At 59.1% G+C, this 24,276-nt stretch carries 19 protein-coding genes; 15 read left to right on the top strand and 4 right to left on the bottom strand.

The window, feature by feature from the left end; translation table 11 throughout:
• Nucleotides 1-12: 12 nt before the first annotated feature.
• Genes JNB91_RS09095 through dprA form a run of 4 tightly spaced genes read left to right on the top strand, consistent with a single transcriptional unit; the run spans nt 13 to nt 4,043 of the window.
• Nucleotides 13-951 carry an aspartate carbamoyltransferase catalytic subunit gene (locus tag JNB91_RS09095; protein ID WP_220325174.1) on the top strand — a complete coding sequence of 313 codons (939 nt, stop codon included), beginning with the start codon at nt 13-15 and terminating at the stop codon, nt 949-951.
• Complete coding sequence (locus tag JNB91_RS09090; protein ID WP_220325173.1) at nt 948-2,249, top strand: dihydroorotase; 1,302 nt, start codon at nt 948-950, stop codon at nt 2,247-2,249. Before JNB91_RS09095 ends, JNB91_RS09090 begins: the two co-directional genes overlap by 4 nt.
• On the top strand, nt 2,246-2,863 hold the full coding sequence (plsY, locus tag JNB91_RS09085) for a glycerol-3-phosphate 1-O-acyltransferase PlsY (protein WP_346269296.1): 618 nt from the start codon (nt 2,246-2,248) through the stop codon (nt 2,861-2,863). Before JNB91_RS09090 ends, plsY begins: the two co-directional genes overlap by 4 nt.
• A 34-nt stretch (nt 2,864-2,897) precedes the next feature.
• Nucleotides 2,898-4,043: a DNA-processing protein DprA gene (gene dprA, locus JNB91_RS09080; RefSeq protein ID WP_220325171.1), complete on the top strand. Its 1,146-nt coding sequence runs from the start codon at nt 2,898-2,900 to the stop codon at nt 4,041-4,043.
• Here the strand turns inward: dprA and JNB91_RS09075 are convergent.
• Complete coding sequence (locus JNB91_RS09075) at nt 3,996-4,223, bottom strand: hypothetical protein (RefSeq protein ID WP_430736262.1); 228 nt, start codon at nt 4,221-4,223, stop codon at nt 3,996-3,998. The genes dprA and JNB91_RS09075 overlap by 48 nt on opposite strands.
• Nucleotides 4,224-4,463: 240 nt before the next feature.
• Between JNB91_RS09075 and topA the strand changes: the two genes are divergently transcribed.
• From topA to rpmG, 6 genes are all read left to right on the top strand, one after another.
• Nucleotides 4,464-7,142: a type I DNA topoisomerase gene (gene topA / locus JNB91_RS09070; RefSeq protein ID WP_220325170.1), complete on the top strand. Its 2,679-nt coding sequence runs from the start codon at nt 4,464-4,466 to the stop codon at nt 7,140-7,142.
• A gap of 68 nt (nt 7,143-7,210) precedes the next feature.
• On the top strand, nt 7,211-9,514 hold the full coding sequence (rnr, locus tag JNB91_RS09065; protein ID WP_220325239.1) for a ribonuclease R: 2,304 nt from the start codon (nt 7,211-7,213) through the stop codon (nt 9,512-9,514).
• A 2-nt stretch (nt 9,515-9,516) separates the two neighbouring features.
• A complete protein-coding gene (locus JNB91_RS09060; RefSeq protein ID WP_220325169.1) occupies nt 9,517-9,954 on the top strand; it encodes a DUF983 domain-containing protein in 438 nt (145 codons plus the stop codon).
• Complete coding sequence (locus JNB91_RS09055) at nt 9,951-10,634, top strand: NUDIX hydrolase (RefSeq protein ID WP_220325168.1); 684 nt, start codon at nt 9,951-9,953, stop codon at nt 10,632-10,634. Before JNB91_RS09060 ends, JNB91_RS09055 begins: the two co-directional genes overlap by 4 nt.
• A gap of 10 nt (nt 10,635-10,644) precedes the next feature.
• Nucleotides 10,645-11,829 carry an MFS transporter gene (locus JNB91_RS09050; RefSeq protein ID WP_220325167.1) on the top strand — a complete coding sequence of 395 codons (1,185 nt, stop codon included), beginning with the start codon at nt 10,645-10,647 and terminating at the stop codon, nt 11,827-11,829.
• Nucleotides 11,830-11,919: 90 nt separating this feature from the next.
• Complete coding sequence (rpmG, locus tag JNB91_RS09045) at nt 11,920-12,087, top strand: 50S ribosomal protein L33 (protein WP_112457312.1); 168 nt, start codon at nt 11,920-11,922, stop codon at nt 12,085-12,087.
• A 753-nt stretch (nt 12,088-12,840) separates the two neighbouring features.
• On the opposite strand, the gene JNB91_RS09040 is transcribed toward rpmG, so the two are convergent.
• Both JNB91_RS09040 and JNB91_RS09035 read right to left on the bottom strand, forming a co-directional pair.
• Nucleotides 12,841-14,211, bottom strand: a complete 1,371-nt coding sequence (locus JNB91_RS09040) for a PleD family two-component system response regulator (protein WP_220325166.1) — start codon at nt 14,209-14,211, stop codon at nt 12,841-12,843.
• A gap of 16 nt (nt 14,212-14,227) precedes the next feature.
• A complete protein-coding gene (locus tag JNB91_RS09035; protein ID WP_220325165.1) occupies nt 14,228-14,599 on the bottom strand; it encodes a response regulator in 372 nt (123 codons plus the stop codon).
• Nucleotides 14,600-14,730: 131 nt separating this feature from the next.
• Between JNB91_RS09035 and JNB91_RS09030 the strand changes: the two genes are divergently transcribed.
• The 5 genes from JNB91_RS09030 (at nt 14,731) to JNB91_RS09010 (ending at nt 20,214) form a co-directional block, all read left to right on the top strand.
• Nucleotides 14,731-15,039 carry a DUF3572 domain-containing protein gene (locus JNB91_RS09030; RefSeq protein ID WP_220325164.1) on the top strand — a complete coding sequence of 103 codons (309 nt, stop codon included), beginning with the start codon at nt 14,731-14,733 and terminating at the stop codon, nt 15,037-15,039.
• Nucleotides 15,040-15,041: 2 nt separating this feature from the next.
• A complete protein-coding gene (locus JNB91_RS09025) occupies nt 15,042-15,686 on the top strand; it encodes a hypothetical protein (RefSeq protein WP_220325163.1) in 645 nt (214 codons plus the stop codon).
• A gap of 115 nt (nt 15,687-15,801) precedes the next feature.
• On the top strand, nt 15,802-17,088 hold the full coding sequence (locus tag JNB91_RS09020; RefSeq protein ID WP_220325162.1) for a DNA polymerase IV: 1,287 nt from the start codon (nt 15,802-15,804) through the stop codon (nt 17,086-17,088).
• A gap of 138 nt (nt 17,089-17,226) precedes the next feature.
• Nucleotides 17,227-18,558, top strand: a complete 1,332-nt coding sequence (locus tag JNB91_RS09015) for a L,D-transpeptidase family protein (protein WP_220325161.1) — start codon at nt 17,227-17,229, stop codon at nt 18,556-18,558.
• Nucleotides 18,559-19,029: 471 nt separating this feature from the next.
• Nucleotides 19,030-20,214 (top strand): GGDEF domain-containing protein, encoded by a 1,185-nt coding sequence (locus JNB91_RS09010; RefSeq protein ID WP_220325160.1) that lies wholly within the window; start codon nt 19,030-19,032, stop codon nt 20,212-20,214.
• Between the two features lie 43 nt (nt 20,215-20,257).
• Here JNB91_RS09010 and dnaE read toward each other — a convergent pair whose 3' ends face one another.
• The gene (dnaE, locus tag JNB91_RS09005) at nt 20,258-23,752 is read right to left on the bottom strand and encodes a DNA polymerase III subunit alpha (RefSeq protein ID WP_220325159.1); all 3,495 of its coding nucleotides are present in this window, start codon (nt 23,750-23,752) and stop codon (nt 20,258-20,260) included.
• Nucleotides 23,753-24,276 lie beyond the last annotated feature (524 nt).

Genomic DNA, 24,276 nt, shown 5'->3' with positions numbered 1-24,276 from the left:
GAGACATGCCCAATGGTCTTCTTCCCTCATCGCCACCTCCTCTGCATCAAGGGTCTCAAAGAACAGGACATCACCTATCTTCTCGACAAGGCCGACGAGGCCGTGAAGATTTCCCGGCAACGGGAGAAAAAGACGTCCACATTACGCGGCCTTACCCAGATCAACCTTTTCTTCGAAGCCTCGACGCGTACGCAGTCGTCGTTCGAGCTCGCAGGAAAGCGACTCGGCGCGGACGTGATGAACATGTCGGTCGGCAATTCTTCGGTGAAGAAGGGCGAAACGCTGATCGACACGGCGATGACGCTGAATGCGATGCGCCCCGACGTGCTGGTGCTTCGCCACTCTTCCGCCGGTGCCGCCGCGCTCCTGGCGCAAAAGGTCGCCTGCTCGGTGGTCAATGCCGGCGATGGCCAGCATGAACATCCGACCCAGGCGCTGCTCGACGCGCTGACGATCCGCCGTGCCAAGGGTACGCTGACGGGTATCACGGTGGCGATCTGCGGCGATGTCCTGCACTCGCGCGTCGCCCGCTCCAACATCATTCTTCTCAACGCCATGGGCGCCCGCGTCCGCGTCGTTGCTCCCTCCACCCTTCTGCCTTCAGGCATCCGCGACATGAGCGTGGAAGTTTTCCACTCGATGGAGGAAGGCTTGAAGAATGCCGATGTGGTGATGATGCTGCGCCTGCAGCGCGAACGCATGGCCGGCTCTTTCGTCCCCTCGGTTCGCGAATATTTCCGCTTCTACGGGCTCGACGCAGAAAAGCTGAAAGCGGCCAAGGAAGACGCGCTCGTCATGCATCCCGGTCCGATGAACCGTGGCGTCGAAATCGCCTCGGAAGTCGCGGACGGTCCGCAAAGCGTGATCGAACAGCAGGTGGAAATGGGGGTCGCGGTGCGCATGGCCGTGATGGAGACGCTTCTCACCTCCAACCAGGGAGAACGCGCATGAAGTCCACCGTTCTCACGAATGTCCGCATCCTCGATCCGTCGCGCAATCTCGACGAAATCGGCACGATCATCACCGGCGAAGACGGGCATATTCTTGCATCCGGCAAAGACGCACTGAACCAGGGCGTACCGCATGGCTCCAGCGTGCGCGATTGCCAGGGCCTCGTCGCTGTGCCCGGCCTTGTCGATGCCCGCGTCTATGTCGGCGAACCGGGTGCGGAGCATACCGAAACGATCGAATCCGCCAGCCGCGCGGCAGCGGCCGGTGGTGTCACCTCTTTCATCATGATGCCGGAGACCGATCCTGTCATCGACGACATCGCGCTGGTCGAATTCGTCCATAAGACGGCCCGCGACAAGGCGCTGGTCAATGTTCATGCCGCCGCCGCCCTCACCCGCGGCCTCGAAGGCAAGGAGATGACGGAATTCGGTCTGCTGCAGGAAGCCGGCGCCGTCGCCTTCACCAATGGCCGCCATGCGCTTTCCGACTCGCTGCTGCTTCGCCGCGCCATGACCTACGCACGCGAGTTCGATGCGGTGATCTCGCAGGAACTGAGAGAAAAATATCTCGGCAATGGCGTGATGAATGAAGGGCTGTTCGCCAGCTGGCTCGGTCTTTCCGGTGTGCCGAAGGAAGCGGAGATCATTCCGCTGGAACGTGATCTCAGGATCGCCGCCCTCACCAAGGCCAAATATCACGCAGCCAAGATCTCGGTGCCGGAATCGGTCGAGGCGATGAAGGTCGCCCGCGGCCGCGGCGCAAACGTCACCTGCGGCATTTCGATCAATCATCTTTCGCTGAATGAAAACGACATCGGCGAATACCGCACCTTCTTCAAGCTCTCGCCGCCGCTTCGCACCGAAGACGACCGGATCTCGATGGCCGACGCGCTGGCTGCGGGCGATATCGACATCATCGTATCTTCGCATGATCCGCAGGATGTCGACACCAAGCGCCTGCCGTTCGCTGATGCCGCCGATGGCGCGATCGGGCTGGAGACGATGCTGTCGGCTGCCCTTCGCCTGCATCATGACGGCCGCGTACCGCTGATGCGGCTGATCGATGCCATGTCGACCCGTCCTGCGCAGATTTTTGGCCTCGATGCCGGCACGCTGAAAGTCGGTGCCAAGGCCGATATCACGCTGATCGATCTCGACGATCCCTGGATCGTTTCCAAGGATGCGATCATTTCGCGGTCGAAGAACACACCGTTCGATGAAGCCCGCTTCTCCGGAAGAACCGTCGCCACCTATGTTGCGGGCAAATGCGTACACGCAATCGATGGGGGCCGAGCGTGAGCGAACTTTTCAACTGGCAGATCACGCTGCCGATCGCGGCCGGTGCGCTGATCCTGGGCTATCTGCTCGGGTCGATCCCGTTCGGCCTGCTTCTCACCCGTGCGGCGGGGCTTGGCGATATCCGCTCCATCGGTTCGGGCAATATCGGCGCAACGAATGTGCTCCGAACCGGCAACAAGAAGCTTGCCGCCGCAACCCTTTTGCTCGATGCGTTGAAGGCGACTGTCGCGGCCATCATCGGCTGGCATTTCTTCGGCTCCGAAGCCGGACTGCTTGCAGGCTTTGCCGCCTTCATCGGACACCTTTATCCGGTCTGGCTCGGCTTCAAGGGCGGCAAGGGCGTGGCCACCTATATCGGCACCCTGCTCGGCGTTGCTCCATGGATGGTGCTCGTCTTTGCAGCCGTGTGGCTGACGGTTGCCAAGCTCAGCAGATATTCATCGCTCTCCGCGCTGGTTGCAACGCTTGTCATTCCGGTTGTGCTGTGGTTCATACAGGAGCCTAAGATTGCAGTCGTGATGGCAATCATGACCGTGATTTCCTGGGTGAAGCACAAGACCAATATCGAGCGGTTGATCGCCGGCACCGAAAGCAAGATCGGCTCAAAGGGGTAACTCACTTTCGCTGTGGCCCCAAAAGAGGCCATCCATGCCCGACGGCAGCGCAGGACGATCTGGAATTGCGCTGACGGAGAGACAGAGGATCGCCTGGCTGCGGCTGATCCGTTCCGACAATGTCGGCCCCGCCACGTTCCGGCAGTTGATCAACCATTGCGGCTCGGCAGAAAACGCGCTTGCCATGCTGCCGGAACTTTCCCGGCGCGGCGGAGCGACACGATCGCTGCGCATCGCCAGTGTCGAGGATGCCGAGCGAGAGCTTGAAGCCGCTCACAGACATGGCGCTCACTTTATCGGCATCGGCGAACCGGACTATCCCCCCGCACTCAGACATATAGATGGTGCTCCGCCGCTCGTCGCCATCAGGGGCAATCCGGCAAGCGCAACGCGTCCTTCGGTCGGTATTGTCGGCTCGCGCAATGCCTCCGTCGTCGGCGCAAAATTCGCAGCGATGATCGCCCGACGCTGCGGCCAGAGCGGCTATGTCATAACTTCGGGGCTTGCACGCGGGATCGATACCGCCGCACACCGGGCCAGCATCGAGACCGGCACGATCGCCGTGCTGGCCGGTGGGCTTGACCGCCCCTACCCGCCTGAAAATCTCGGGCTGCTGGATGAGATCACCAATGGTAAGGGTCTTGCGATCAGCGAGATGCCGTTCGGCTGGGAGCCGAGAGCACGGGATTTCCCTCGCCGCAACCGGCTGATCGCAGGCATTTCGCTCGGTGTCGTCGTGGTCGAGGCGGCGGAAAAATCCGGCTCGTTGATTACCGCGCGGATGGCCGGTGATTTCGGCCGCATCGTATTTGCCGTGCCAGGCTCGCCACTCGATCCGCGCTGCCATGGAACAAACGCCCTCCTCAAACAGGGCGCAATCGTTACCACCGGCCCGGAAGACGTGCTCGAAGCGCTTGCGCCCGTGTCGCAACTGGATCTGTTCGAACATCAGGTCATCGAAGAGCCGGAGCGGTCGGACGATGCCATGCTGCCGCCGGACGACAATGTCCGCCACACCATCATTTCAGCATTGGGGCCGACACCGACGGAGATAGACGATATCATCCGCCATACCAGCCTTCCTGCTGCATCCGTCTATCTCGTGCTGCTCGAACTCGATCTCGCGGGACGCCTATACCGCCATCCCGGCGGGTTTGTTTCCATTTCGCTTCCCGGCTGAGCACGGACGACGACCGGACTGAATGTCGCCAGCTTCGACATAGGCCATCTCGATGAGATAGCAGAGCATGTCGGCCCCCTCGCCGAATGCCACCTGCCGCAGCTCCCCCAGCATCTGGCGAATATACGCTACATTTTCGGCAGAAAACTCCTCGCGGAGCCCATACATCTGAATCGACATGCCCCACCCCACTCGCGCCAACAAAGTGAAATTATATTCACAAAGAATAGTAAAATGGACTTTATTGGAAATATTCATGATTGCAAGTCAGATTAAAGCACCCAACGATTGCATCCTTCGAAATGTGCTAATTTCACTTAAGCCCTTGACCGCGGGACAAACGCCCTCCATGTCGGGAAGTCAAATCTCCGCCTGGACCGAACGAGGCACCGGGCCCTGCTCTATTACAGAGAAGCAAAAATGAATGTTGTCGTTGTAGAATCTCCAGCCAAAGCCAAGACTATCAATAAGTATCTGGGCTCGGGTTATAAGGTTCTCGCATCCTTTGGCCACGTCCGCGATCTTCCCGCGAAAGACGGCTCCGTGCTTCCCGACCAGGATTTCGAAATGTCCTGGGAGGTCGACAGCGCATCGCAGAAGCGCATGAAGGATATCGCCGATGCCGTAAAAGGCTCCGACGGACTGTTTCTCGCGACCGACCCGGATCGCGAAGGTGAAGCCATTTCCTGGCATGTGCTCGATCTCTTGAAAAAGAAGAAGGTGCTGGGCGACAAGCCGGTGAAACGCGTCGTGTTCAACGCCATCACCAAGAAGGCCGTGCTCGACGCGATGGCTGCGCCGCGCGATATCGACGTGCCGCTGGTCGATGCCTATCTGGCACGCCGCGCGCTCGATTATCTGGTCGGCTTCAATCTTTCTCCGGTCCTGTGGCGCAAGCTGCCGGGCGCACGCTCTGCCGGCCGCGTGCAGTCGGTGGCGCTGCGCCTCGTCTGCGACCGCGAAAACGAGATCGAGCGTTTCGTCTCGGAAGAATACTGGAACCTCTCGGCGCTGCTGAAAACCCCGCGTGGCGACGAGTTCGAAGCAAAGCTCGTCTCTGCCGACGGAAAGCGTCTGGCGCCACGTGCGGTCAAGACTGGCGAAGATGCGAACCGGCTGAAGACATTGCTTGAAGGCGCAAGCTTTGTTGTCGACAGCGTCGAGGCAAAGCCGGTCAAGCGCAATCCCGGCCCGCCCTTCACCACGTCGAGCCTGCAGCAGGCCGCGTCTTCCAATATCGGCTTCAACGCGTCGCGCACCATGCAGGTGGCGCAGAAGCTTTATGAAGGCATCGATATCGGCGGCGAGACGGTCGGTCTCATTACCTATATGCGTACCGACGGTGTTCAGATGGCACCGGAAGCGATCGATGCTGCCCGCGCCGCCATCGTTTCCCAGTTCGGCGACCGCTACCTGCCGGAAAAGCCGCGCTTCTATTCCACCAAGGCAAAGAACGCCCAGGAAGCGCACGAAGCGATCCGTCCGACCGATTTCAACCGCACGCCGGATCAGGTAAAAAAATTCCTCGATGCCGATCAGGCACGGCTTTACGAACTGATCTGGAAGCGCGGCATCGCCAGCCAGATGGCGTCCGCTGAAATGGAGCGCACGACGGTCGAAATTCTCGCCTCCAACGGCGCGGACAAGGCTGGCCTGCGCGCCGTCGGCTCGGTCGTCCGTTTCGACGGTTTTCTCGGCGCCTACATGGATCGCCGTGACGAGGACGAGAAGTCGGAGGATGACGACGAGGATGGTCGCCTGCCGGAGATCAATGCGCGCGAAAACCTCGCCAAGCAGAAGATCAACTCCAGCCAGCATTTCACCGAGCCGCCGCCGCGTTATTCGGAAGCCTCGCTGATCAAGAAGATGGAAGAACTCGGCATCGGCCGCCCTTCCACCTATGCCGCAACGCTGAAGACGCTGTCGGACCGCGAATATGTGGTCACCGAAAAGCGAAAGCTGATCCCGCATTCCAAGGGTCGATTGGTAACGGCCTTCCTCGAAAACTTCTTCACCAAGTATGTGGAATACGATTTCACCGCGGATCTGGAAGAAAAGCTCGACCGGATTTCCGCCGGCGAACTGGACTGGAAACAGGTCCTGCGCGATTTCTGGCAGGATTTCTTCGCCCAGATCGAAGACACCAAGGAACTGCGCGTCACCAACGTGCTGGATGCCCTGAACGAAGCGCTTGCGCCGCTCGTCTTCCCAAAGCGTGAAGACGGATCGGATCCGCGCATCTGCCAGGTCTGCGGCACCGGCAACCTGTCCTTGAAGCTCGGCAAGTATGGCGCATTCGTCGGCTGCTCGAACTATCCGGAATGCAATTTTACCCGCCAGCTTTCGTCTGACGGCGCAGAGGCGGACGCTTCCGGCCTCAACGAACCGAAGGCGCTCGGTGCCGATCCGCATACGGGCGAAGAGCTGACGCTGCGCTCGGGCCGTTTCGGGCCCTATATCCAGCGCGGCGAAGGCAAGGAAGCCAAGCGCTCCTCGCTACCGAAGGGCTGGAGGCCGGAAGACATCGACCATGAAAAGGCGCTGGCGCTGATCAACCTGCCGCGTGACGTGGGACAGAACCCGGAAACCGGCAAGATGATTTCCGCAGGTCTTGGCCGTTACGGGCCGTTCCTGCTGCATGATGGCACCTATGCCAATCTTGAAAGCATCGAGGACGTGTTCTCGATCGGACTCAACCGCGCCGTCACCGTGCTTGCCGAAAAGGCCGCCAAGGGTAGGGGTGGACGCGGGCGCGGCACACCGGCAGCCTTGAAGGAACTCGGCGATCATCCGGATGGCGGCGCAGTCACGGTGCGTGACGGCCGTTACGGCCCTTACGTCAACTGGGGCAAGGTCAATGCGACCCTGCCGAAGGGCATGGACCCGCAGTCGGTGACGATGGAACAGGCCATGGCGCTGATCATCGAAAAGGGCGGCAAGACTTCAACCAAGACCAAGGCAAAGCCGAAGAAGGCTGCAGCCAAGGCCGACGGCGAGACCAAGAAGGCTGCTCCGAAGAAGACGGCTGCAAAGAAGGCTCCCGCCAAAAAGGCACCGGCCAAGAAGGCCACAGCGAAGACAAAGAAGACGGATACGTGAGCGAAGAGCAGGACGACGACATCAGATCGCACCGGCAGCGGAAGCGGGCGGAAAGAGCCGAACGCGGTATGGCGACCGGTTCCAAGGGAAAACCCGCGATCATCCAGGGCGCCATCCCGCCGCGCGAAGTCCTGCTCGAATTCATCTCCGACAATCCGGACAAGGCCTCGAAGCGCGAGATCGCCAAGGCTTTCGGGCTGAAAGGTGAAACGCGCGTCGAGCTGAAGGACCTGCTTCGCCAGCTCGAAGACGAAGGCCTCTTGACCAAGAGCCGCAAGTCGTTGACGCGTCCCGGCGCACTGCCCCCGGTCACCGTTCTCGATATCACCACCCGCGACAAGGATGGCGAACTGATCGGCCGCCCTGCCGAATGGCCGGAAGATCAGGGGGCGGCACCGGCCGTGCTGATCCGCCAGTCGTCGGAACAACGCGGCAAGGGCAAGGCGCCTGCCGCCGGCCTCAACGACCGTATCCTCGCCAAAATATTCCCGAACAAGGATCGCACCGGCCCGGCCTATACGGCGCGTGTCATCAAGGTGATCGACAAGCGTCGCGGTGCAACGCTCGGTGTCGTGCACAAGCTTGTCGATGGCGAAATCCGTCTCCTGCCGACAGACCGTCGCGGCGAGGAAATGGTGATCGAGCCCGATGGCCTGGGCGATGCCAAGCATGGCGATTTGGTCGAGAGCGAAACCGTACGCTCCGGTCGTTTCGGCTTGCCGCGCGCTCGTGTGCTTTCTGTGGTTGGTTCCGTCGCCTCGGAAAAGGCGATCTCTATGATCGCCATCTATTCGCATGGCATTCCGCACATTTTTCCGAAGCAAGTGATGGATGAAGCCGAGGCTGCTCAGCCAGCCTCGATGTCGAAGCGTGAAGACTGGCGCAACGTGCCGCTCGTCACGATCGATCCGGCCGACGCCAAGGATCACGACGACGCGGTTTATGCCGAGCCGGACACGTCACCCGACAATCCGGGTGGCGTGATCGTTACCGTCGCGATTGCAGACGTCTCCTGGTATGTGCGCACCGGTTCGCCGCTCGACCGCGAGGCGCTGAAGCGCGGCAATTCCGTCTATTTCCCCGACCGCGTCGTGCCGATGCTGCCGGAGCGTATTTCCAACGATCTCTGCTCGCTGCGCGAAGGCGAGGATCGGCCGGCCATGGCCGTGCGCATGACCTTTTCGAAGGAAGGCCGCAAGGCGGGCCACACGTTCCATCGCATCATGATGAAGAGTGCCGCCAAGCTCTCCTACCAGCAGGCACAGGCTGCAATCGACGGCAAGCCGGACGACAAGACCGGGCCGCTGCTCGAACCGATCCTGAAGCCGCTCTGGGACGCCTACCGGATCATGAAGATCGGCCGCGACCGTCGCCAGCCGCTCGAACTCGACATGCCGGAGCGCAAGATCCTGCTCAAGGCCGACGGCACCGTCGATCGGGTCTTCGTGCCGGACCGGCTCGATGCGCACAAGCTCATCGAAGAGATGATGATCCAGGCGAATGTCTGCGCTGCCGAGACGCTGGAAAAGAAGCGCCAAGCGCTGATCTACCGCGCCCATGACGGCCCGTCGCTTGCCAAGCAGGAGACGCTGCGCGAGTTCTTGAACACACTTGGCATCTCCATGGCCAAGGGTGGCAACATGCGCTCCAACTCGTTCAACGGCATCCTGTCACAGGCCCAAGGCACACCGCATCAGGTGATGGTCAACGAGATGGTGCTGCGCTCCCAGAGCCAGGCCGTCTACAGCCCGGACAATATCGGCCATTTCGGCCTCAATCTAATGAAATACGCGCATTTCACCTCGCCGATCCGCCGTTACGCCGACCTGATCGTGCATCGCGCGCTCGTCGGCTCGCTGGGTCTCGGTGAAGGTGGCATCACACGCGAAGAAGAAGCGCAGCTCGACGATATCGCGGCCGAAATCTCGACCTTCGAGCGTCGGGCGATGGCGGCGGAGCGCGATACTGTCAACCGCCTGATTGCCCATCACCTCGCCACCCGTATCGGCGAGGAATTCGAGGGGCGGATTTCCGGCGTCACCAAGGCCGGACTGTTCGTCTCGCTGCCGACCTATGGCGCCGACGGTTTCGTGCCGGTTTCGACGATCGGCAACGACTACTATTTCTACGACGAGGCGCATCAGGCCTTGTCCGGCGAGCGGTCGGGGCTCGGCTATCAGCTCGGCGATACCGTCGATGTACGGTTGAAGAATGCCATTCCGCTTGCCGGCGCACTGCAGTTCGAAATGCTGAGCGAAGGCAAGAAGCTGCCGACCGGAACACGCTCCTTCCACAAGGCGGGACGGCGCAACCGGCCGGGCGGCGGACCGAAAAAACCGGGCACCCGCCCTCCCCGCGGACGCAGGAGATGAGAATGGACGAGCGCGCCGGATCAACCATCAAATATGGCGGTGAAGGCGCGCCCGAGCGTCCCTTGGGACGCTCCATCAAACGCGGCCTTCTCTGCCGCTGCCCAAATTGCGGCGAGGGCCGCCTGTTCCGGGCGTTTCTCAAGCCGGTCGATCATTGCGCCGTCTGCGGCGAAGATTTTACGCCGCAACGCGCCGACGATCTTCCGGCCTATCTCGTCATCGTCGTTGTCGGCCATGTGCTGATGACGGGTTACCTGTTGACCGACATGCTCTGGCGCGTCTCGCCCTTCGTTCACATGGCGATCTGGATACCGCTTGCGGTACTGACCGCGATCGCGACCGTCCAACCGATCAAGGGCGGTGTCATCGGCCTGCAATGGGCCTATAGAATGCATGGTTTCGCAAGCCAGGAACCCGATCGCAGCGATCCTTCCACATGACTTCGACAGACACAGGCTCCGAGGAGCCGGACGAACGCTTCGAGGGGCGTCACCGCGTCCGCACACAGGATGCGGCATGCCTGATCCTCATCGATCGTTCCGGCTCTGCACCCCGGATATTGATGGGGCGTCGGGCGGCCAAACATGTCTTCATGCCGGATGTCTATGTCTTCCCGGGGGGACGCCGCGACCGCCATGACCACGCCCTGCCCTATGGCGGCGATCTCAATCCGCTGGTGATGGAAAAACTGCTGGCCGGCACCTCAGGCCGTATGGGCCCCGCTCGCGCCAGAGCGCTCGCACTCGCAGCACTTCGCGAACTGCGTGAGGAGACGGGTATCAGGCCGGCAGAGGAAACGGGTTTCGATCTCGGTACGCTACGTTATGTCGCGCGGGCCATCACGCCACCGGGAGCCGTTCGCCGCTATGACACGCGCTTCTTTCTGTGCCTTTGCGACGAGACTGTCTTCGACATGTCGCATTTCGGCGATACGGACGAGCTTGAAGACTTGCAATGGCTTGACATTGCAATGGTTTCTGGTCTGAAACTCGCGCGGATCACCCAGACGGTGCTGGAGGACATCAAGAACCTGATGAAGCTCGACCCGTCGATACCTTTTGGAACCCCAGTCCCGTTTTATTCGATGCGTCACGGACGTTTCGTCCAGAGCCGACTGTAAGGAAGAATGAATGTCGCAGCCGACGACCGACGCAAACGGGCATGTGGAACACATCCATTGGCCTTCCCTCATCGCGGCAATTTCTGCGATCAGCGCGGTGGGCATAGCGATAGGACTTGGCCTTCCGCTTCTTTCCATCATCCTTGAAAAGCGCGGCATCCCTTCAACCCTGATCGGCCTCAACGCCGCCATGGCGGGCGTCGCCTCGATGCTGGCGGCGCCTGTCACCACGAAGCTTGCCCATGATTTTGGCGTGGCGCGGACGATGATGTTTGCCGTCGTCGTTGCCTCGATCAGCGGGCTCGGCTTCTATTATGCACAATCCTTCTGGATGTGGTTCCCCTTGCGCTTCGCCTTCCATGGCGCCACGACCACGCTCTTCATCCTGTCGGAATTCTGGATCAACGAGGCGGCCCCTCCCCGTCGCCGCGGCCTGGTGCTCGGTATCTATGCGACCGTGCTTGCGGTCGGCTTCGCGCTCGGCCCCCTGCTTTTTTCCGCACTCGGCAGCGACGGCATCCTTCCTTTCCTTGTGGGCGCTATCATCATTCTGCTGGCGCTTATCCCGATCTTCATCGCGCGGCATGAGAGCCCGGTTCTAAACAGCAAGCCGGACCGACATTTCTTCCACTACATCTTCCTTGTGCCGACGGCGACGGCTGCCGTCTTCGCTTTTGGCGCAGTCTCGGCCGGTGGGCTGTCGCTGTTTCCGATCTACGCCCTGCGCGAGCAATTGCAGGAATCACAGGCGGCCATACTCCTGACCATCATGGGCATCGGCAACATGGCCTTCCAGATCCCGCTCGGCCTCTATTCCGACAGACTGAAAGACCGCCGCCCGCTGCTCGCGGCCATGGCCATTCTGGGTGTCCTCGGGTCGCTGGCCTTGCCGATGCTGATCCACAACTGGATCTTGATGGCGGTCGTGCTGTTTTTCTGGGGTGGCTGCGTCTCCGGCCTCTACACGGTCGGCCTCGCGCATCTGGGGGCGCGACTCAGCGGGGCGGATCTTGCCGCAGCCAATGCGGCCTTCATTTTCTGTTATGCAGTCGGAACCGTTGTCGGCCCGCAAGGCATCGGGGCTGCCATGGATGTCGTCGGAAACGACGGTTATGCTTGGGCGCTGGCCTCATTCTTCGGCTTTTACGTGCTTATTGCCCTGTGCCGCACGCTTTTCCATTCAAAACAGAGTTGACTTTTGGCGCGCGATTTGTAATTTCGCGCCAGATTTAGCTGGGGCGCACGCTGCGCCAACGGCTTCCTATTTTCTAGAGGCAGAACAACCATGGCGAAAGCTACGACCATCAAGATTAAGCTGTTGTCGACGGCTGACACCGGTTTCTTCTACGTCACGACGAAGAACAGCCGTACGTTCACGGACAAGATGACCAAGACCAAGTACGACCCGGTTGCCAAGAAGCACGTTGAATTCAAGGAAACCAAGATCAAGTAAGACTTGATCGAAGGGTTTGAACAAGGCGCCGACCATCAGGTCAGGCGCCTTTTCTTTTGCCCGATTGCCTGCCGGTTACTCCACTGATGCAGAGACGAAAAAACGCCGCATCCCATCGGGAGCGGCGTTTTGAATTTGGGGGTCGACCAGCCTGCAATAACGGCACGAGGAACCGCATTGATATGCCTGCCGGTCGACCGACCCCACGACCCAGGAGATGCGGCGGACCTGAGCATCATGGGGTATGGCAGTGCCACTTGAGGCACATGGTTGTCGTTGGCTTCAAAATTGCGCAAAGGAAAAAGAAAATCAATAGATTCTTAACTGGCCGGAAAAAATGGCTTTGCTATTGGTTAAAATTTGCATCTTCCGGCGACCCCCAACTTAACATTCATCAATGACAGCGAAGTAAAGCAGGCAAAACGATCAGCATCTTTTCTTTGCGGCGACAACCATCACGGAATTAATTCCGCAAAAATTGGGGACACGGCACAATCATCCGTGGAATTGCAACGATCTAAACTCGGATATCCTTAAGACGCCTCATCCTCGCCCGGATTTTAACACTCCGGAAACCGAGAAAGAGCCTGCTGAATTTTGGCTCGGCAGATCGCAACCAAGCATTGCCGCAATGCCACAAAACTGTGATTAATCCAGTCGGCAAAGCCCAATCACCGCTCCAAACCATGGAACGAGATCAAACCCTTACGAAAACCCCGCTGCAGTGCGAGATCGCCTCAAACCGATTCGCGGTCAGGCCGCGTTGGCGACAACGCGGTTCCTGCCTTCGGCCTTTGCCTTGTACAATGCCTGGTCGGCCTGCTTGAGCAATTGCTCCGGCGTATCGGCATCTCCAGTGCTGCAGGAAAGCCCGAAAGAAGCCGTCAGGCTGATCGCGGTGCCTGCGCTTTTCAGCACGAAAGGGGTCTTTTCAATAATGGCGCGCAAACGCTCGGCGACAGCTGCCGCTGCAGCCGCATCCGTATCGGGCATCACCACGACAAACTCTTCGCCACCATAACGGCACGCAAGATCAGCGCCCCGAACGGTTGACCGGATACGGGTTGAAAACTCACGCAACACCTCGTCACCGGCATCGTGGCCATAGGTGTCATTCACCTGCTTGAAGCGATCGATATCCATGAGGCAGATCGACAAAGGCCGGGATCGCACTGCGGCACGCGTGAACAGAACTTTCAGATGGTTATCGAGATATCGACGGTTGTTGAGGCCGGTCAGCGCATCGGTGACGGCAAGCTCGATCGTATGTTTGACGCTCATCCGCAGGCGGTCGTTGTAACGCTTTCGCTTGATCTGGGTGAGTGTGCGCGCCAGCAATTCATTCGGATCGATGGGACGAACGATATAATCGTTGACGCCAAGGTCGAGCGCACGAACGATCATGTCCTCGGCGCCGACTTCTGCTGCCAAGAGGATCGGTAGGAACCGCGTCCTTTCCAGCGAACGGAGCTGCGAGCACAGGCGCAATGGGTCATAGTCGTCGAAATTCGCGTTGACGATGACAAGATCGAAATTGTTTTCGGCCGCTTCGAAAATTGCAGCCTGCGGATCGGACATCGCAACGATATTGCAGACAGGCTTCAGCGCCCTGACGATGCGCTCCTGCGAGCTTGCCCGACCATCGACGAGCAGAACCTGACCGATATCGTCACGGCCATCCACACCCTTCAGCATGTCTTCCATGACAAGGCTATGGGCCGTGTCGGCGCGAATGCGCAATTCATCGCTCAGCGCCTTGAGGCGCACGAGGCTGCGAACGCGGGAAATCAGCTGAACGTCATTGACCGGCTTGGTCAGGAAATCGTCGGCACCGGCTTTCAGGCCGCGGACGCGGTCTGAAGGCTGATCCAGAGCCGTTACCATGACGACTGGGATATGAGCCGTTTTCGGATTGGCCTTCAGGCGCTCGCATACTTCGAAACCATCGATGCCGGGCATCATGATATCGAGCAGGATCAGGTCGAGATGGGTATTTTCGCAGATCGCCAGTGCCTTGTAGCCGTCATCGGCCGTCAGGACGTCGAAATATTCCGCCAGAAGACGCGCTTCGAGAAGCTTCACATTTGCCGGGATGTCATCGACCACAAGTATCCGCGCTGTCATGCCCATGCTCCCCGCATCATGCGTCGCCGAGATAAGTCTTGATCGTTTCGATAAACTTCGGCACCGAGATCGGTTTTGAGACATAGGCCTCGCAGCCGCCCTGGCGGATGCGCTCCTCGTCTCCCTTCATCGCGAATGCCGTAACCGCGATGACAGGGATGACGTGCAGTTCATTGTCTTCCTTCAGCCACTTGGTGACTTCAAGGCCGGAAACTTCCGGAAGCTGGATATCCATCAGGATAAGATCGGGACGGTGTTTGCGAGCCAGATCAAGCGCTTCCATGCCGTTTCGAGTCTGGATCGTTTCATATCCGGATGCTTCGATCAGATCGCGGAAGAGCTTCATGTTCAGCTCGTTGTCTTCGACAATCATGACCCGTTTGGGCATTGCGATCCATTCCTCAAATCGCGCCTTCAAAAGCGTATCTTCGATATATAAGCTTCAAAATGGCCGATTCCATTGAGCTCTGTTTCGCCAAGGTTAAGGCCATTTGGTTGAGAAGAGGTAACTCCCGAAAAATGCCGGCAAAAACGACAGCACAGGACGCGAAACGTATCGAAGCGGAGAAGACGGCTGCTGCCGTGCTCGCATGGATGGCGGGAGAGCCCGATATGCTGCAGCGTTTTCTTGCGCTGTCAGGCGTGGCACCTGACCAGATACGGTCGGCCATTTCGGACCCCGGCTTTCTGGCCGGCATGATCGATTTCGTGATGGGCCACGAGCCGACGCTGCTGGCCTTCTGCGAGGCGACGGACACCAAGCCGGAGACGGTAATTGCCGCGCATAACCATTATTCCGGTCCCTATTTCGGACCTGGAGACTATTGATCATGAGAGAAATCCTAGACCTTTCACATCTCAGCCTGAAAGACCGGCCGCTTATCGTCTGCGACGTGGATGACGTGGTCCTGCAATTCTTCGCGCCTTTCGAAGACTATCTGAAAAGAGATGGACTGGAGCTGCTGCCGCGCTCATTCCGGCTCACCGGCAATATCGTTTCGGTCGGCACGGAGATTGCCATCGAAGACCTCGCCGTCAAACAGCTGATCGGCTCCTTCTTCGAGAGCCAAGAAGAATGGCAAACACCCTTCGATCTGGCTCTCGACACGCTCAATGCGCTCGGGGCGGAAGCGGATGTGCTGTTCCTCACCGCAATGCCGCCACGCTATAGCGAGCCGCGCCGTCGCCTGCTTGACCGCCTCGGCTTCGACTTCCCGCTTGTCGCAACGGAAGAACCGAAAGGGCCGGTGATGCGTCGCATCCACGGCGAACGCCCCCTGCCCTCGGTCTTTATCGACGACATGGCGCATAACCTTCACTCGGTGCGGGATCATGTCGACAACTGCCTCGTGCTGCACATGATGCCGGATTCCCCGCTGCATCTTCTGGCGCCAAAACCGGATGACGGCATTGTTCGAGCGATGGGATGGGCGCAGGCAGGAGATCTCATTCGCACGCATATCAGCCAATCTTAAGGCTTCGCATCAGGCAGGTTTGCAGCGTGAACAAATGAATGTGGACGGCCGTCGGCACTCTTGAGTGTCGCCCGAATGCGGCTTATCGTGCCGATGTTCAATCTTTGTTCCTGACATGACATCTTCTGTCGATCCACTAACCGGTTTCTGTCGCGACTGCCTTGCCGAGCAGAAGGTCGAAACGCGCCGTTGTCGCAAATGCGGCTCGCCGCGTCTCCTTTATCACCGTGAACTCTACGACCTGACGCTGGCGCATATTGATTGCGACGCCTTTTATGCGACGATCGAAAAGCGGGATAATCCGGAGCTTGCCGACAAGCCGGTTATCATCGGTGGCGGCAAGCGCGGTGTCGTATCCACGGCCTGTTACATAGCGCGCATCAGCGGTGTCAGATCGGCCATGCCGATGTTCAAGGCACTGGAACTCTGCCCCAATGCCGTCGTGATCCGGCCAGACATGGAGAAATATGTCAGTGTCGGCCGGCAGGTGCGGGAGATGATGATGGAGCTTACGCCGCTCGTCCAACCTCTGTCGATCGATGAGGCGTTTCTCGAACTGGCCGGCACCGAACGCCTGCACCGCGATCCACCGGCGCGTATCCTCGCCAGGTTCGCGCGGCGCGTCGAAAGCGAACTCGGGATTTCGATTTCCATCGGCCTTTCCTATTGCAAGTTCCTCGCCAAGGTCGCGTCCGACCTGCAGAAGCCGCGCGGCTTTTCCGTCATTGGCGAGGCAGAAGCCAAAGACTTTCTCGCCCCCCGCCCCGTCACCACGATCTGGGGTGTCGGCAAGGCTTTCAACAGCACGCTTGAGGCCGACGGCATCAGAACGATCGGCCAGTTGCAGCAGATGGAGGAAAGCGACCTGATGCGCCGCTACGGCTCCATGGGGCAGCGCCTCTACCGGTTGGCGCGCGGCATGGATGAACGTGAAGTCCATACCAATGACGAAGCCAAAAGCGTTTCCGCCGAAACAACCTTCTTCGATGACATTTCCCGCCACGACGACCTGGTGCCGATACTGCGGCGGCTGTCTGAAAAAGTTTCGGCGCGATTGAAGAAACATGAGATTGCCGGCCACACGGTCGTGCTCAAGATGAAGACCGCCGATTTCAAGAGCCGGACGCGCAACAAGCGGCTGGAGGATCCCACCCAGCTTGCCGACAGGATTTTCCGCACCGGCCTTTCGCTGATGGAGAAGGAAACGGACGGCACGAAGTTTCGTCTTCTCGGCATAGGGGTGGCCGATCTTTGCGATCCGGCGCTTGCCGATCCGCCGGATCTGGTGGACCAACAGGCAGGAAGGCGGGCCGCTGCAGAGGCGGCCATGGACAAGCTCCGCAACAAGTTCGGCAAGGCAGCGGTCGAGACCGGATATACGTTTGGCGAAAAGCGTCGATAGACCTGTTGCGGCGTCTTCAGAATTTGTTTCGAAATCGCAGGAACGTGATGATTTGACACGATCCCGCCACTTTTCAGAAAATTTTCATTAAGTTTAACACGCTAAATTGCGGGCCATTGTAATGCGTAAGAGGTCTTCATGTTGCGTGGCGTTTTGTTCAGCCTCGGACTCCTGTCCGGGACCATCCTTTCTCAGTCTGCTTTTGCCGACACCGCAACACTTCAGATCATCGTTTCGAAAGACCAGCAGTCGATGACGGTCTATGACGGCGAAAAGGTCGTCACGACTTCGAAGGTCTCCACCGGCAAGGCGGGGCACACCACGCCGAGCGGCATCTTCTCCATTCTCGAGAAGCGCAAGTATCACGAATCCAACATCTATTCGAACGCGCCCATGCCCTTCATGCAGCGCCTGACATGGTCCGGCATCGCGCTTCACGAGGGTAACGTGCCGAACTACCCGGCATCGCATGGCTGCGTTCGTATTCCGACGGGTACCGCCAAAGCAATCTACGACATGACCGAGCGCGGCGTGCATGTGGTGATTTCCGATGCACCGGTGAAGCCGGTCAAAATCGACAACGCCAATCTCTTCGTACCGCTGAAGCGTCTGCCTTCGGAGCCCCTGTTTCCGAATACAGATCTGCGCCCGACCGCGATGAAGAAGGCCGCGGACGGATCTTACGATGTGGCGATGGCCGGCACGGATCCGATGCCGACCGGCTCACTGCAGGCGGTTGTTCCCGAAGATGCCGCACCCTTACGCATCCTCATCCATCGCCGCGGTGCGCGCGAGACCATGCTCGATGTCCAGACCCATCTGACGGATCTCGGCTTCGATGCAGGCGTTGCGGACGGCATTGCAGGCCCGATGACACGCGAAGCGATCGCCGGCTACAAGCGGTGGAAGGGCCTTCCGAGCGGCGGGACGCTGATCAGCAAGGAATTCCTCGCTGCGCTTTATAATTCTGCGGGAGAAAATGCACCTCCGGCCGGGCAGATCCTGGTGCGCCGCAATTTCGAGCCGCTGTTCGAAGCGCCGATCGGCATCAAGGACCCGGAACAGGCGCTCGGCACGCATTTCTTCACCGCAGACCACCTTGAGCGGAATGCGGAGACGGCGGAATGGCATGCCGTCACGTTGAAGAACGAAATGACCGAGGACGAGATGAAGCAGCTCGGCATCGACAAACCGAGCGATGCCAACCTGCCGAATGCGGCGGTAGCGGCGCTTGATCGTCTCGATATTTCGAAAGAGGTGCGCGAACGGATCGGCGAACTGATGACAAATGGCACGTCGCTGACGATAACCGACCAGGGCCTTGGCCCTGAGACCGGCAAGGGTACCGACTTCGTGACGCTGACCCGTTCCCAGGCGAATATTGCCCAGGCAGGCCTGAACCAGAGCCAACCGAAGCCTGTGCGCCGTTCGAAAAGAGATTCATATATCGGCGGTATCGGTCTGTATTAATTGGAGAAAATCGGCTCTCCGCAAGTGCGATAGCCATCGAAACTTGCTTAGACACACCGCATCGCAGCCAAGAAGTTGCGATGCGAATGTTCGTCAAGGCGGCACATAGACGAAAGTCGAACAACAAAGCTTTCACCACGTCACATTGCGACCATGTTCGATTTCTACCTAGGCGACATGGAAGTACCCCCGAAACTCGTGTCCCCCACGTGTTACGCTTCCATCAGTGCTGGACGGTTATGTGTTGTTTTTCTTCCATGACCGTCCTCCGGGGAGGATGGGCCTTCAAGGCGTTCATCCATCGGCGATGACGTTTCCGTACGGATCGCGAAGAGCAAATTATCCATTGATATATCTGCTAATTGATCGCAGTTCGGCTACCGATATAAGCGAGCGACAAGAATTTGTTTTTCTACTCATTAAGGCACACGCACAGATACCGGGGTGCCTCATGACCGTTGCGATGGATCGATGAACGGTGTCGCTTTCTTCCTTGGCGTAAATTTCGTCGTCGCAGTCTGTTTCAGCGCGGTCTTTGCCGTTGTTGCCACTCGCAGCCGATCTCGCCGGGCGGCCCTCTGGTTTGCTGCCGGGTTCGGCATTGCATCGCTATCAGCGCTCTGTGAGCTTCTGGTCGCCTATGCGAGCAATTCGAAAATCTGGGCGCTGGGCGCTTTCGCGACAGTTCTGATCGGCATGATGCTGCTCAGGGTCGGTATCGGGCATCTCTACGGTCGGCAGCTCGACAAACGCATCGCGACGTTCTTCATCGCTGCAAGCATCACGCTGAGTTATGTGATCTATGACCTGCCGCGTGGAACGCCGCTGCAGGCATTTTCCTACCAGAGCCCGTTTGCGGTCGTAATTCTCGATAGCGCATTCGTCGTACTTTCATCCCGCGGGCGGCAGATGATCGACCGCTTTCTCGGCATCCTGATGATGATCACCGGCCTGCATTTCTTCGCCAAGGCGGGTCTCGCGATATTCGTCGGGTCCGGCACAATCGCAAAGGACTATATCCACACCAACTATGCGCTGATCTCTCAAAGCGCGACAGCCATCCTCGTCGTCGCCGTGGGGCTCACTCTGCTTGCTGCGCTCGTGCTCGAGATCATGGCGGATCAGAGAAGTGAATCAGAGAGAGACACGCTTTCGGCACTCGCCAACAGACGCGGGTTCGATCGGCAAGTTCAAGTCTTTCTGGACAAAGCACCGAATGGCAACCACGCCGTGATCCTCTGCGACCTCGACCATTTCAAGCGTATCAACGACACCTATGGGCATCATGTCGGAGATCTGGTGATCAAAGGTTTTGGTCAGCTGATGAATGATAGCGCGCCCAAGAGAGCGGCACTCGGGCGTATCGGCGGCGAGGAATTCGCAATTTTCCTGCCGGAAACCGAAATCGGCTCCGCGGTTCTCTTTGCACAGGCTTTGCGCGGTGCGGCAATGACCCTGCCGGACCTTCCCGAAAGCCTGACCGTCACGGCGAGTTTCGGCGTCTCTCCCCTGGCAACGGTCGGCGGATTGGCCGAGGCTTATCGACAGGCAGACCTGGCGCTCTATAGCGCGAAGAATGCCGGCCGAAATCAGGTCAAGCTGGCCAGCGACAATCATCCCGAGGCTGGTGAAACTCGTGGGGAAACCCACCTGTAAAGTCTACCATAACTCCGAGAAGTCACGCGGGCGACACAACCTGTTACTGGACGAGTTCGACATCCAGCACGCCAGGAGCAGCCTTCAGCGCAGCGGCCATTTCCGGCGACAGGCGATATCTCTGCGTCAGTTCCACCTCGATCTCGCGGCGGCCGTCTTCCTTGATGACGATGAAATAAACCAGCCCCTCACCGCGCATGTTCAGGTGATTGGCGACCGTCTTCAGGGGGCCTGAATCGCGGACAAAGACGCGCAGCGCCTTCTGCATGCGGATCGACTGCTCTTCCAGCGACTGGGCTGTCTGGATGCGCAGGCCAATGCCCTCCGGCCGCTCGTCGGCCTGAACGGTGATGACCAGAGATTTTCCGGGTTCCAGCAGATCGCGATATTGCGCCAGCGCCTCGGAAAACAGCACGGCTTCGAACTGGCCGGATGAATCCGAAAAGGTGATGATGCCCATCTTGTTGCCGGTCTTGGTCTTGCGTTCCTGACGACCGGTCACCGTGCCGGCAAGACGGCCGGCGGTCGCCCCCTGGCGGACGGAGGTGGCGAAATCGGCAAAGGTCTGCACTCGGAGCTTCGACAGGACATCCTTGTAGGTATCGAGCGGGTGGGCCGACAGATAGAAGCCCAGAACCTGATATTCGCGCATCAGCATTTCCGACGGCATCCAGGGATTGAATGTCGGCAGGATGAGCTTTTCCGGGCCACTGCTGGAGCCTGAGCCGAAGAAATCGGACTGGCCCGAGATCTTTTCTCCCTGGGCGCGCTGCATATAACCGATGATCCGGTCAAGGCCGGCGATCAACTGGGCGCGGTCATGGCCGAAGCAATCGAAAGCACCGGCGGAGATCAGGCTTTCCAGAACGCGGCGGTTGACCTGCTTGGGATCGACCCGCATGCAGAAATCCTCGATGCCGGCGAAAGGCTTGTCACCGCGGACTTCGGTGATGTGCTCGACGGCCGATTCACCGACACCCTTGATGGCGGCAAGCGCGTAGTAGATCCTCGCCTCGCCCGTTTCGAAATGACGGAACGAGGTCTGGACCGACGGCGGAAAAACCTTGATGCCGAGGCGACCGGCATCCTCGCGGAAATCGTTAAGCTTTTCCGAGTTGCCCATATCGTAGGTCATGGTCGCGGCGAGGAACTCGACCGGATAATGCGCCTTCATATAGGCCGTCTGGTAAGAGACGATGGCGTAGGCCGCGGCGTGGGACTTGTTGAAGCCGTAGTTGGCGAACTTGGCGAGCAGTTCGAAGATGTTCTTCGCCTGCGGCTTGGAGACGCCATTCTTGACGGCGCCGTCAACAAAACGCTCGCTCTGCTTGTCCATCTCCTCCTTGATTTTCTTACCCATGGCGCGGCGCAGAAGGTCGGCTTCGCCGAGCGAATAGCCCGACAGAACCTGAGCGATCTGCATGACCTGCTCCTGGTAGACGATAACGCCCTGGGTTTCCTTCAGCAGATAGTCGATCGACGGGTGAACGGATTCGATCTCTTCTTCGCCATGCTTGCGGGCGTTGTAGGTCGGGATGTTTTCCATCGGACCCGGACGATAGAGCGCCACAAGCGCAATGATGTCCTCGATACAGTCGGGTTTCATGCCGATCAGCGCCTTGCGCATGCCGGCACTTTCCACCTGGAACACGCCGACCGTTTCGCCGCGCGACAGCATTTCATAGGTCAGCTTGTCGTCGAGCGGGATCTTTGCCAGATCGACATGGATGTCACGTTTGCGGCAGAAATCCACGGCCGTCTTCAAGACGGTCAGTGTTTTCAGGCCGAGAAAGTCGAATTTGACGAGACCGGCCTGCTCGACCCATTTCATGTTGAACTGGGTGACCGGCATGTCCGAGCGCGGGTCTCGATACATCGGCACCAGTTTCGACAGCGGACGGTCGCCGATGACGATGCCGGCGGCGTGGGTCGAGGCGTGGCGGTAAAGGCCCTCGATCTTCTGGGCGATATCGAGAAGACGGCCGACGACCGGCTCCTTGTCCACCTCTTCCTGGAATTTCGGCTCTTCTTCGATCGCCTTGGAGAGCGGCGTCGGGTTCGCCGGGTTGTTGGGCACCAGCTTGCAGATGCGGTCGACCTGACCATAGGGCATTTCGAGCACGCGACCGACGTCGCGCAAAGCGGCACGGGCCTGCAGCGAACCGAAGGTGATGATCTGCGCCACCTGCTCGCGGCCATATTTGCGCTGCACATAGCGGATCACCTCTTCACGGCGATCCTGGCAGAAGTCGATATCAAAGTCGGGCATCGAGACGCGTTCCGGATTGAGGAAGCGTTCGAACAGAAGCGAAAACCGCAGCGGGTCGACGTCGGTAATGGTCAGCGCATAGGCGACCAGCGAACCCGCGCCGGAACCACGGCCGGGACCGACCGGGATATTGTGCTGCTTGGCCCATTTGATGAAGTCGGCAACGATGAGGAAGTAGCCCGGAAACTTCATGCGCTCGATAATCGAAAGCTCGAAGTCCAGACGCTCGCGGTAGTCCTTCTCGGTGAAGCCGGCACTAAGCCCAAGTTCCTCAAGGCGATGATCGAGGCCCTCGACCGCCTGGCGACGCAGCTCGGCCGCTTCCTTGCGCTCATCTTCTTCCGGATGATCGCTGACACCGGTGAAGCGCGGCAAGATGGGGTTGCGCGTCTTCAGAATGAAGGAGCAGCGGCGGGCGATCTCGACGGTATTTTCCAGCGCTTCCGGCAGATCGGCGAAAAGCTTGGCCATTTCAGCGCGGCTTTTCAGGTAATGATCCGGCGTCAGGCGAAAACGGCTATCGTCCGAAACGATGGCGCCATGGGCAACCGCCATGAGCGCATCATGCGCATCGTAATCGCCCTTGGTCGGGAAATAGGCCTCGTTGGTTGCAACCAGCGGAACGTCATGTTCGTAGGCCAGATCGACCATGCGATGCTCGTGACGTCGGTCATAGGAACCATGTCTCTGCAGTTCGAGATAGAGCCGGTCGCCAAAGAGATTTTTCAGACGCGAGAGCCTCTGGACCGCAATCGCTGGATGCCCTTCACGGATCGCCCTGTCCACCGGACCGGATGCCGCGCCGGTCAATGCGATCAGACCGGCTGTGCCCAGCTCGTCCAGCCAGGAGGCGCAGATATGTGTTTCGCTTACTCCCTCGCCGCCGAGATAGGCGCGGCTGACGAGATCGACCAGTCGCTCATAGCCTTCGGCATTTGCGGCGAGAAGAACGATTGCCGGCAGCTTGGTAAGCTGATTGCCACGACGATCCTCTTCCTGATCCTGCATGTCGATCGACAGCTGACAGCCAATGATAGGCTGAATGCCATCACCGGTCGCCTTCTGGGCGAATTCGAGCGCGACGAAGAGGTTGTTGGTGTCGGTTATGGCAATCGCGGGCTGATTGTCCGCGACGGCCTTGCCCAAGACTTTCTTGAGCGGAAGAGCGCCTTCAAGCAGGGAAAAGGCCGAATGCAGGCGCAGGTGGACGAATTGCGGGGTCTCCCCGAGGATTTCGTCTGTCGATCCTGTCTTTGCCTGTTCCGCCATATCCGTCGCCGTACCTGTGATTCAATCGCTCTATTTTCAAGTGCGCGACGGCTCAAGTCCAGTTTTGAATTCACCGCTCAACGGTTTTCGGCGGCGCATTGCAGAGGCAGCGGCGCCCGGCGCGGGCGCCGAAGCAGGTCACATGGCAATCATCAGCATCGATAGCGTAGCGACGAAGGTTGCGATGGATGCGAAAGCGGCAATATCACGAAGAAGGTCAGTCATCGTTGTCTCCCGTGTTCGTTATGTTTTTAATTTGTTCTCTTTTTGTACGAGAGTCAACAATAGAACAAACAGGAAACGAATTTTGCGCCATATCCCCGGCCCGATAGTGAACAAAATCCTAACGGCAGATGGACAGAAAGACGGAGTCCCCCCTTGGTGCGTTTGGCTTTTTCGTTTCGGCCGGGACACGTCGGGTGCCTCGAATTGAATTTTTATAAATGACACACGCCGTGTCCCGTTCGGTGTGTTTTTCCGCGCAACTCCGGTCCGTCTGCGGCGATCCGGACCTATGCTCTTGC

This window comes from Aliirhizobium wenxiniae, from assembly GCF_019511445.1.
Classification (GTDB): domain Bacteria; phylum Pseudomonadota; class Alphaproteobacteria; order Rhizobiales; family Rhizobiaceae; genus Neorhizobium; species Neorhizobium wenxiniae_A.
The sequence above is the reverse complement of the archived record's forward strand: the minus strand, read 5'-3'. Positions and strand labels throughout refer to the sequence as shown.

Bases quoted from the DNA above. Each gene is read 5' to 3' on its own strand.
- JNB91_RS09095 (WP_220325174.1), top strand. From the start codon at position 13: ATGGTCTTCTTCCCTCATCGCCACCTCCTCTGCATCAAGGGTCTCAAA.
- JNB91_RS09090 (WP_220325173.1), top strand. From the start codon at position 948: ATGAAGTCCACCGTTCTCACGAATGTCCGCATCCTCGATCCGTCGCGC.
- dprA (WP_220325171.1), top strand. From the start codon at position 2,898: ATGCCCGACGGCAGCGCAGGACGATCTGGAATTGCGCTGACGGAGAGA.
- JNB91_RS09075 (WP_430736262.1), bottom strand. From the start codon at position 4,223: ATGTCGATTCAGATGTATGGGCTCCGCGAGGAGTTTTCTGCCGAAAAT.
- topA (WP_220325170.1), top strand. From the start codon at position 4,464: ATGAATGTTGTCGTTGTAGAATCTCCAGCCAAAGCCAAGACTATCAAT.
- rnr (WP_220325239.1), top strand. From the start codon at position 7,211: ATGGCGACCGGTTCCAAGGGAAAACCCGCGATCATCCAGGGCGCCATC.
- JNB91_RS09060 (WP_220325169.1), top strand. From the start codon at position 9,517: ATGGACGAGCGCGCCGGATCAACCATCAAATATGGCGGTGAAGGCGCG.
- JNB91_RS09055 (WP_220325168.1), top strand. From the start codon at position 9,951: ATGACTTCGACAGACACAGGCTCCGAGGAGCCGGACGAACGCTTCGAG.
- JNB91_RS09050 (WP_220325167.1), top strand. From the start codon at position 10,645: ATGTCGCAGCCGACGACCGACGCAAACGGGCATGTGGAACACATCCAT.
- rpmG (WP_112457312.1), top strand. From the start codon at position 11,920: ATGGCGAAAGCTACGACCATCAAGATTAAGCTGTTGTCGACGGCTGAC.
- JNB91_RS09040 (WP_220325166.1), bottom strand. From the start codon at position 14,211: ATGACAGCGCGGATACTTGTGGTCGATGACATCCCGGCAAATGTGAAG.
- JNB91_RS09035 (WP_220325165.1), bottom strand. From the start codon at position 14,599: ATGCCCAAACGGGTCATGATTGTCGAAGACAACGAGCTGAACATGAAG.
- JNB91_RS09030 (WP_220325164.1), top strand. From the start codon at position 14,731: ATGCCGGCAAAAACGACAGCACAGGACGCGAAACGTATCGAAGCGGAG.
- JNB91_RS09025 (WP_220325163.1), top strand. From the start codon at position 15,042: ATGAGAGAAATCCTAGACCTTTCACATCTCAGCCTGAAAGACCGGCCG.
- JNB91_RS09020 (WP_220325162.1), top strand. From the start codon at position 15,802: ATGACATCTTCTGTCGATCCACTAACCGGTTTCTGTCGCGACTGCCTT.
- JNB91_RS09015 (WP_220325161.1), top strand. From the start codon at position 17,227: ATGTTGCGTGGCGTTTTGTTCAGCCTCGGACTCCTGTCCGGGACCATC.
- JNB91_RS09010 (WP_220325160.1), top strand. From the start codon at position 19,030: ATGAACGGTGTCGCTTTCTTCCTTGGCGTAAATTTCGTCGTCGCAGTC.
- dnaE (WP_220325159.1), bottom strand. From the start codon at position 23,752: ATGGCGGAACAGGCAAAGACAGGATCGACAGACGAAATCCTCGGGGAG.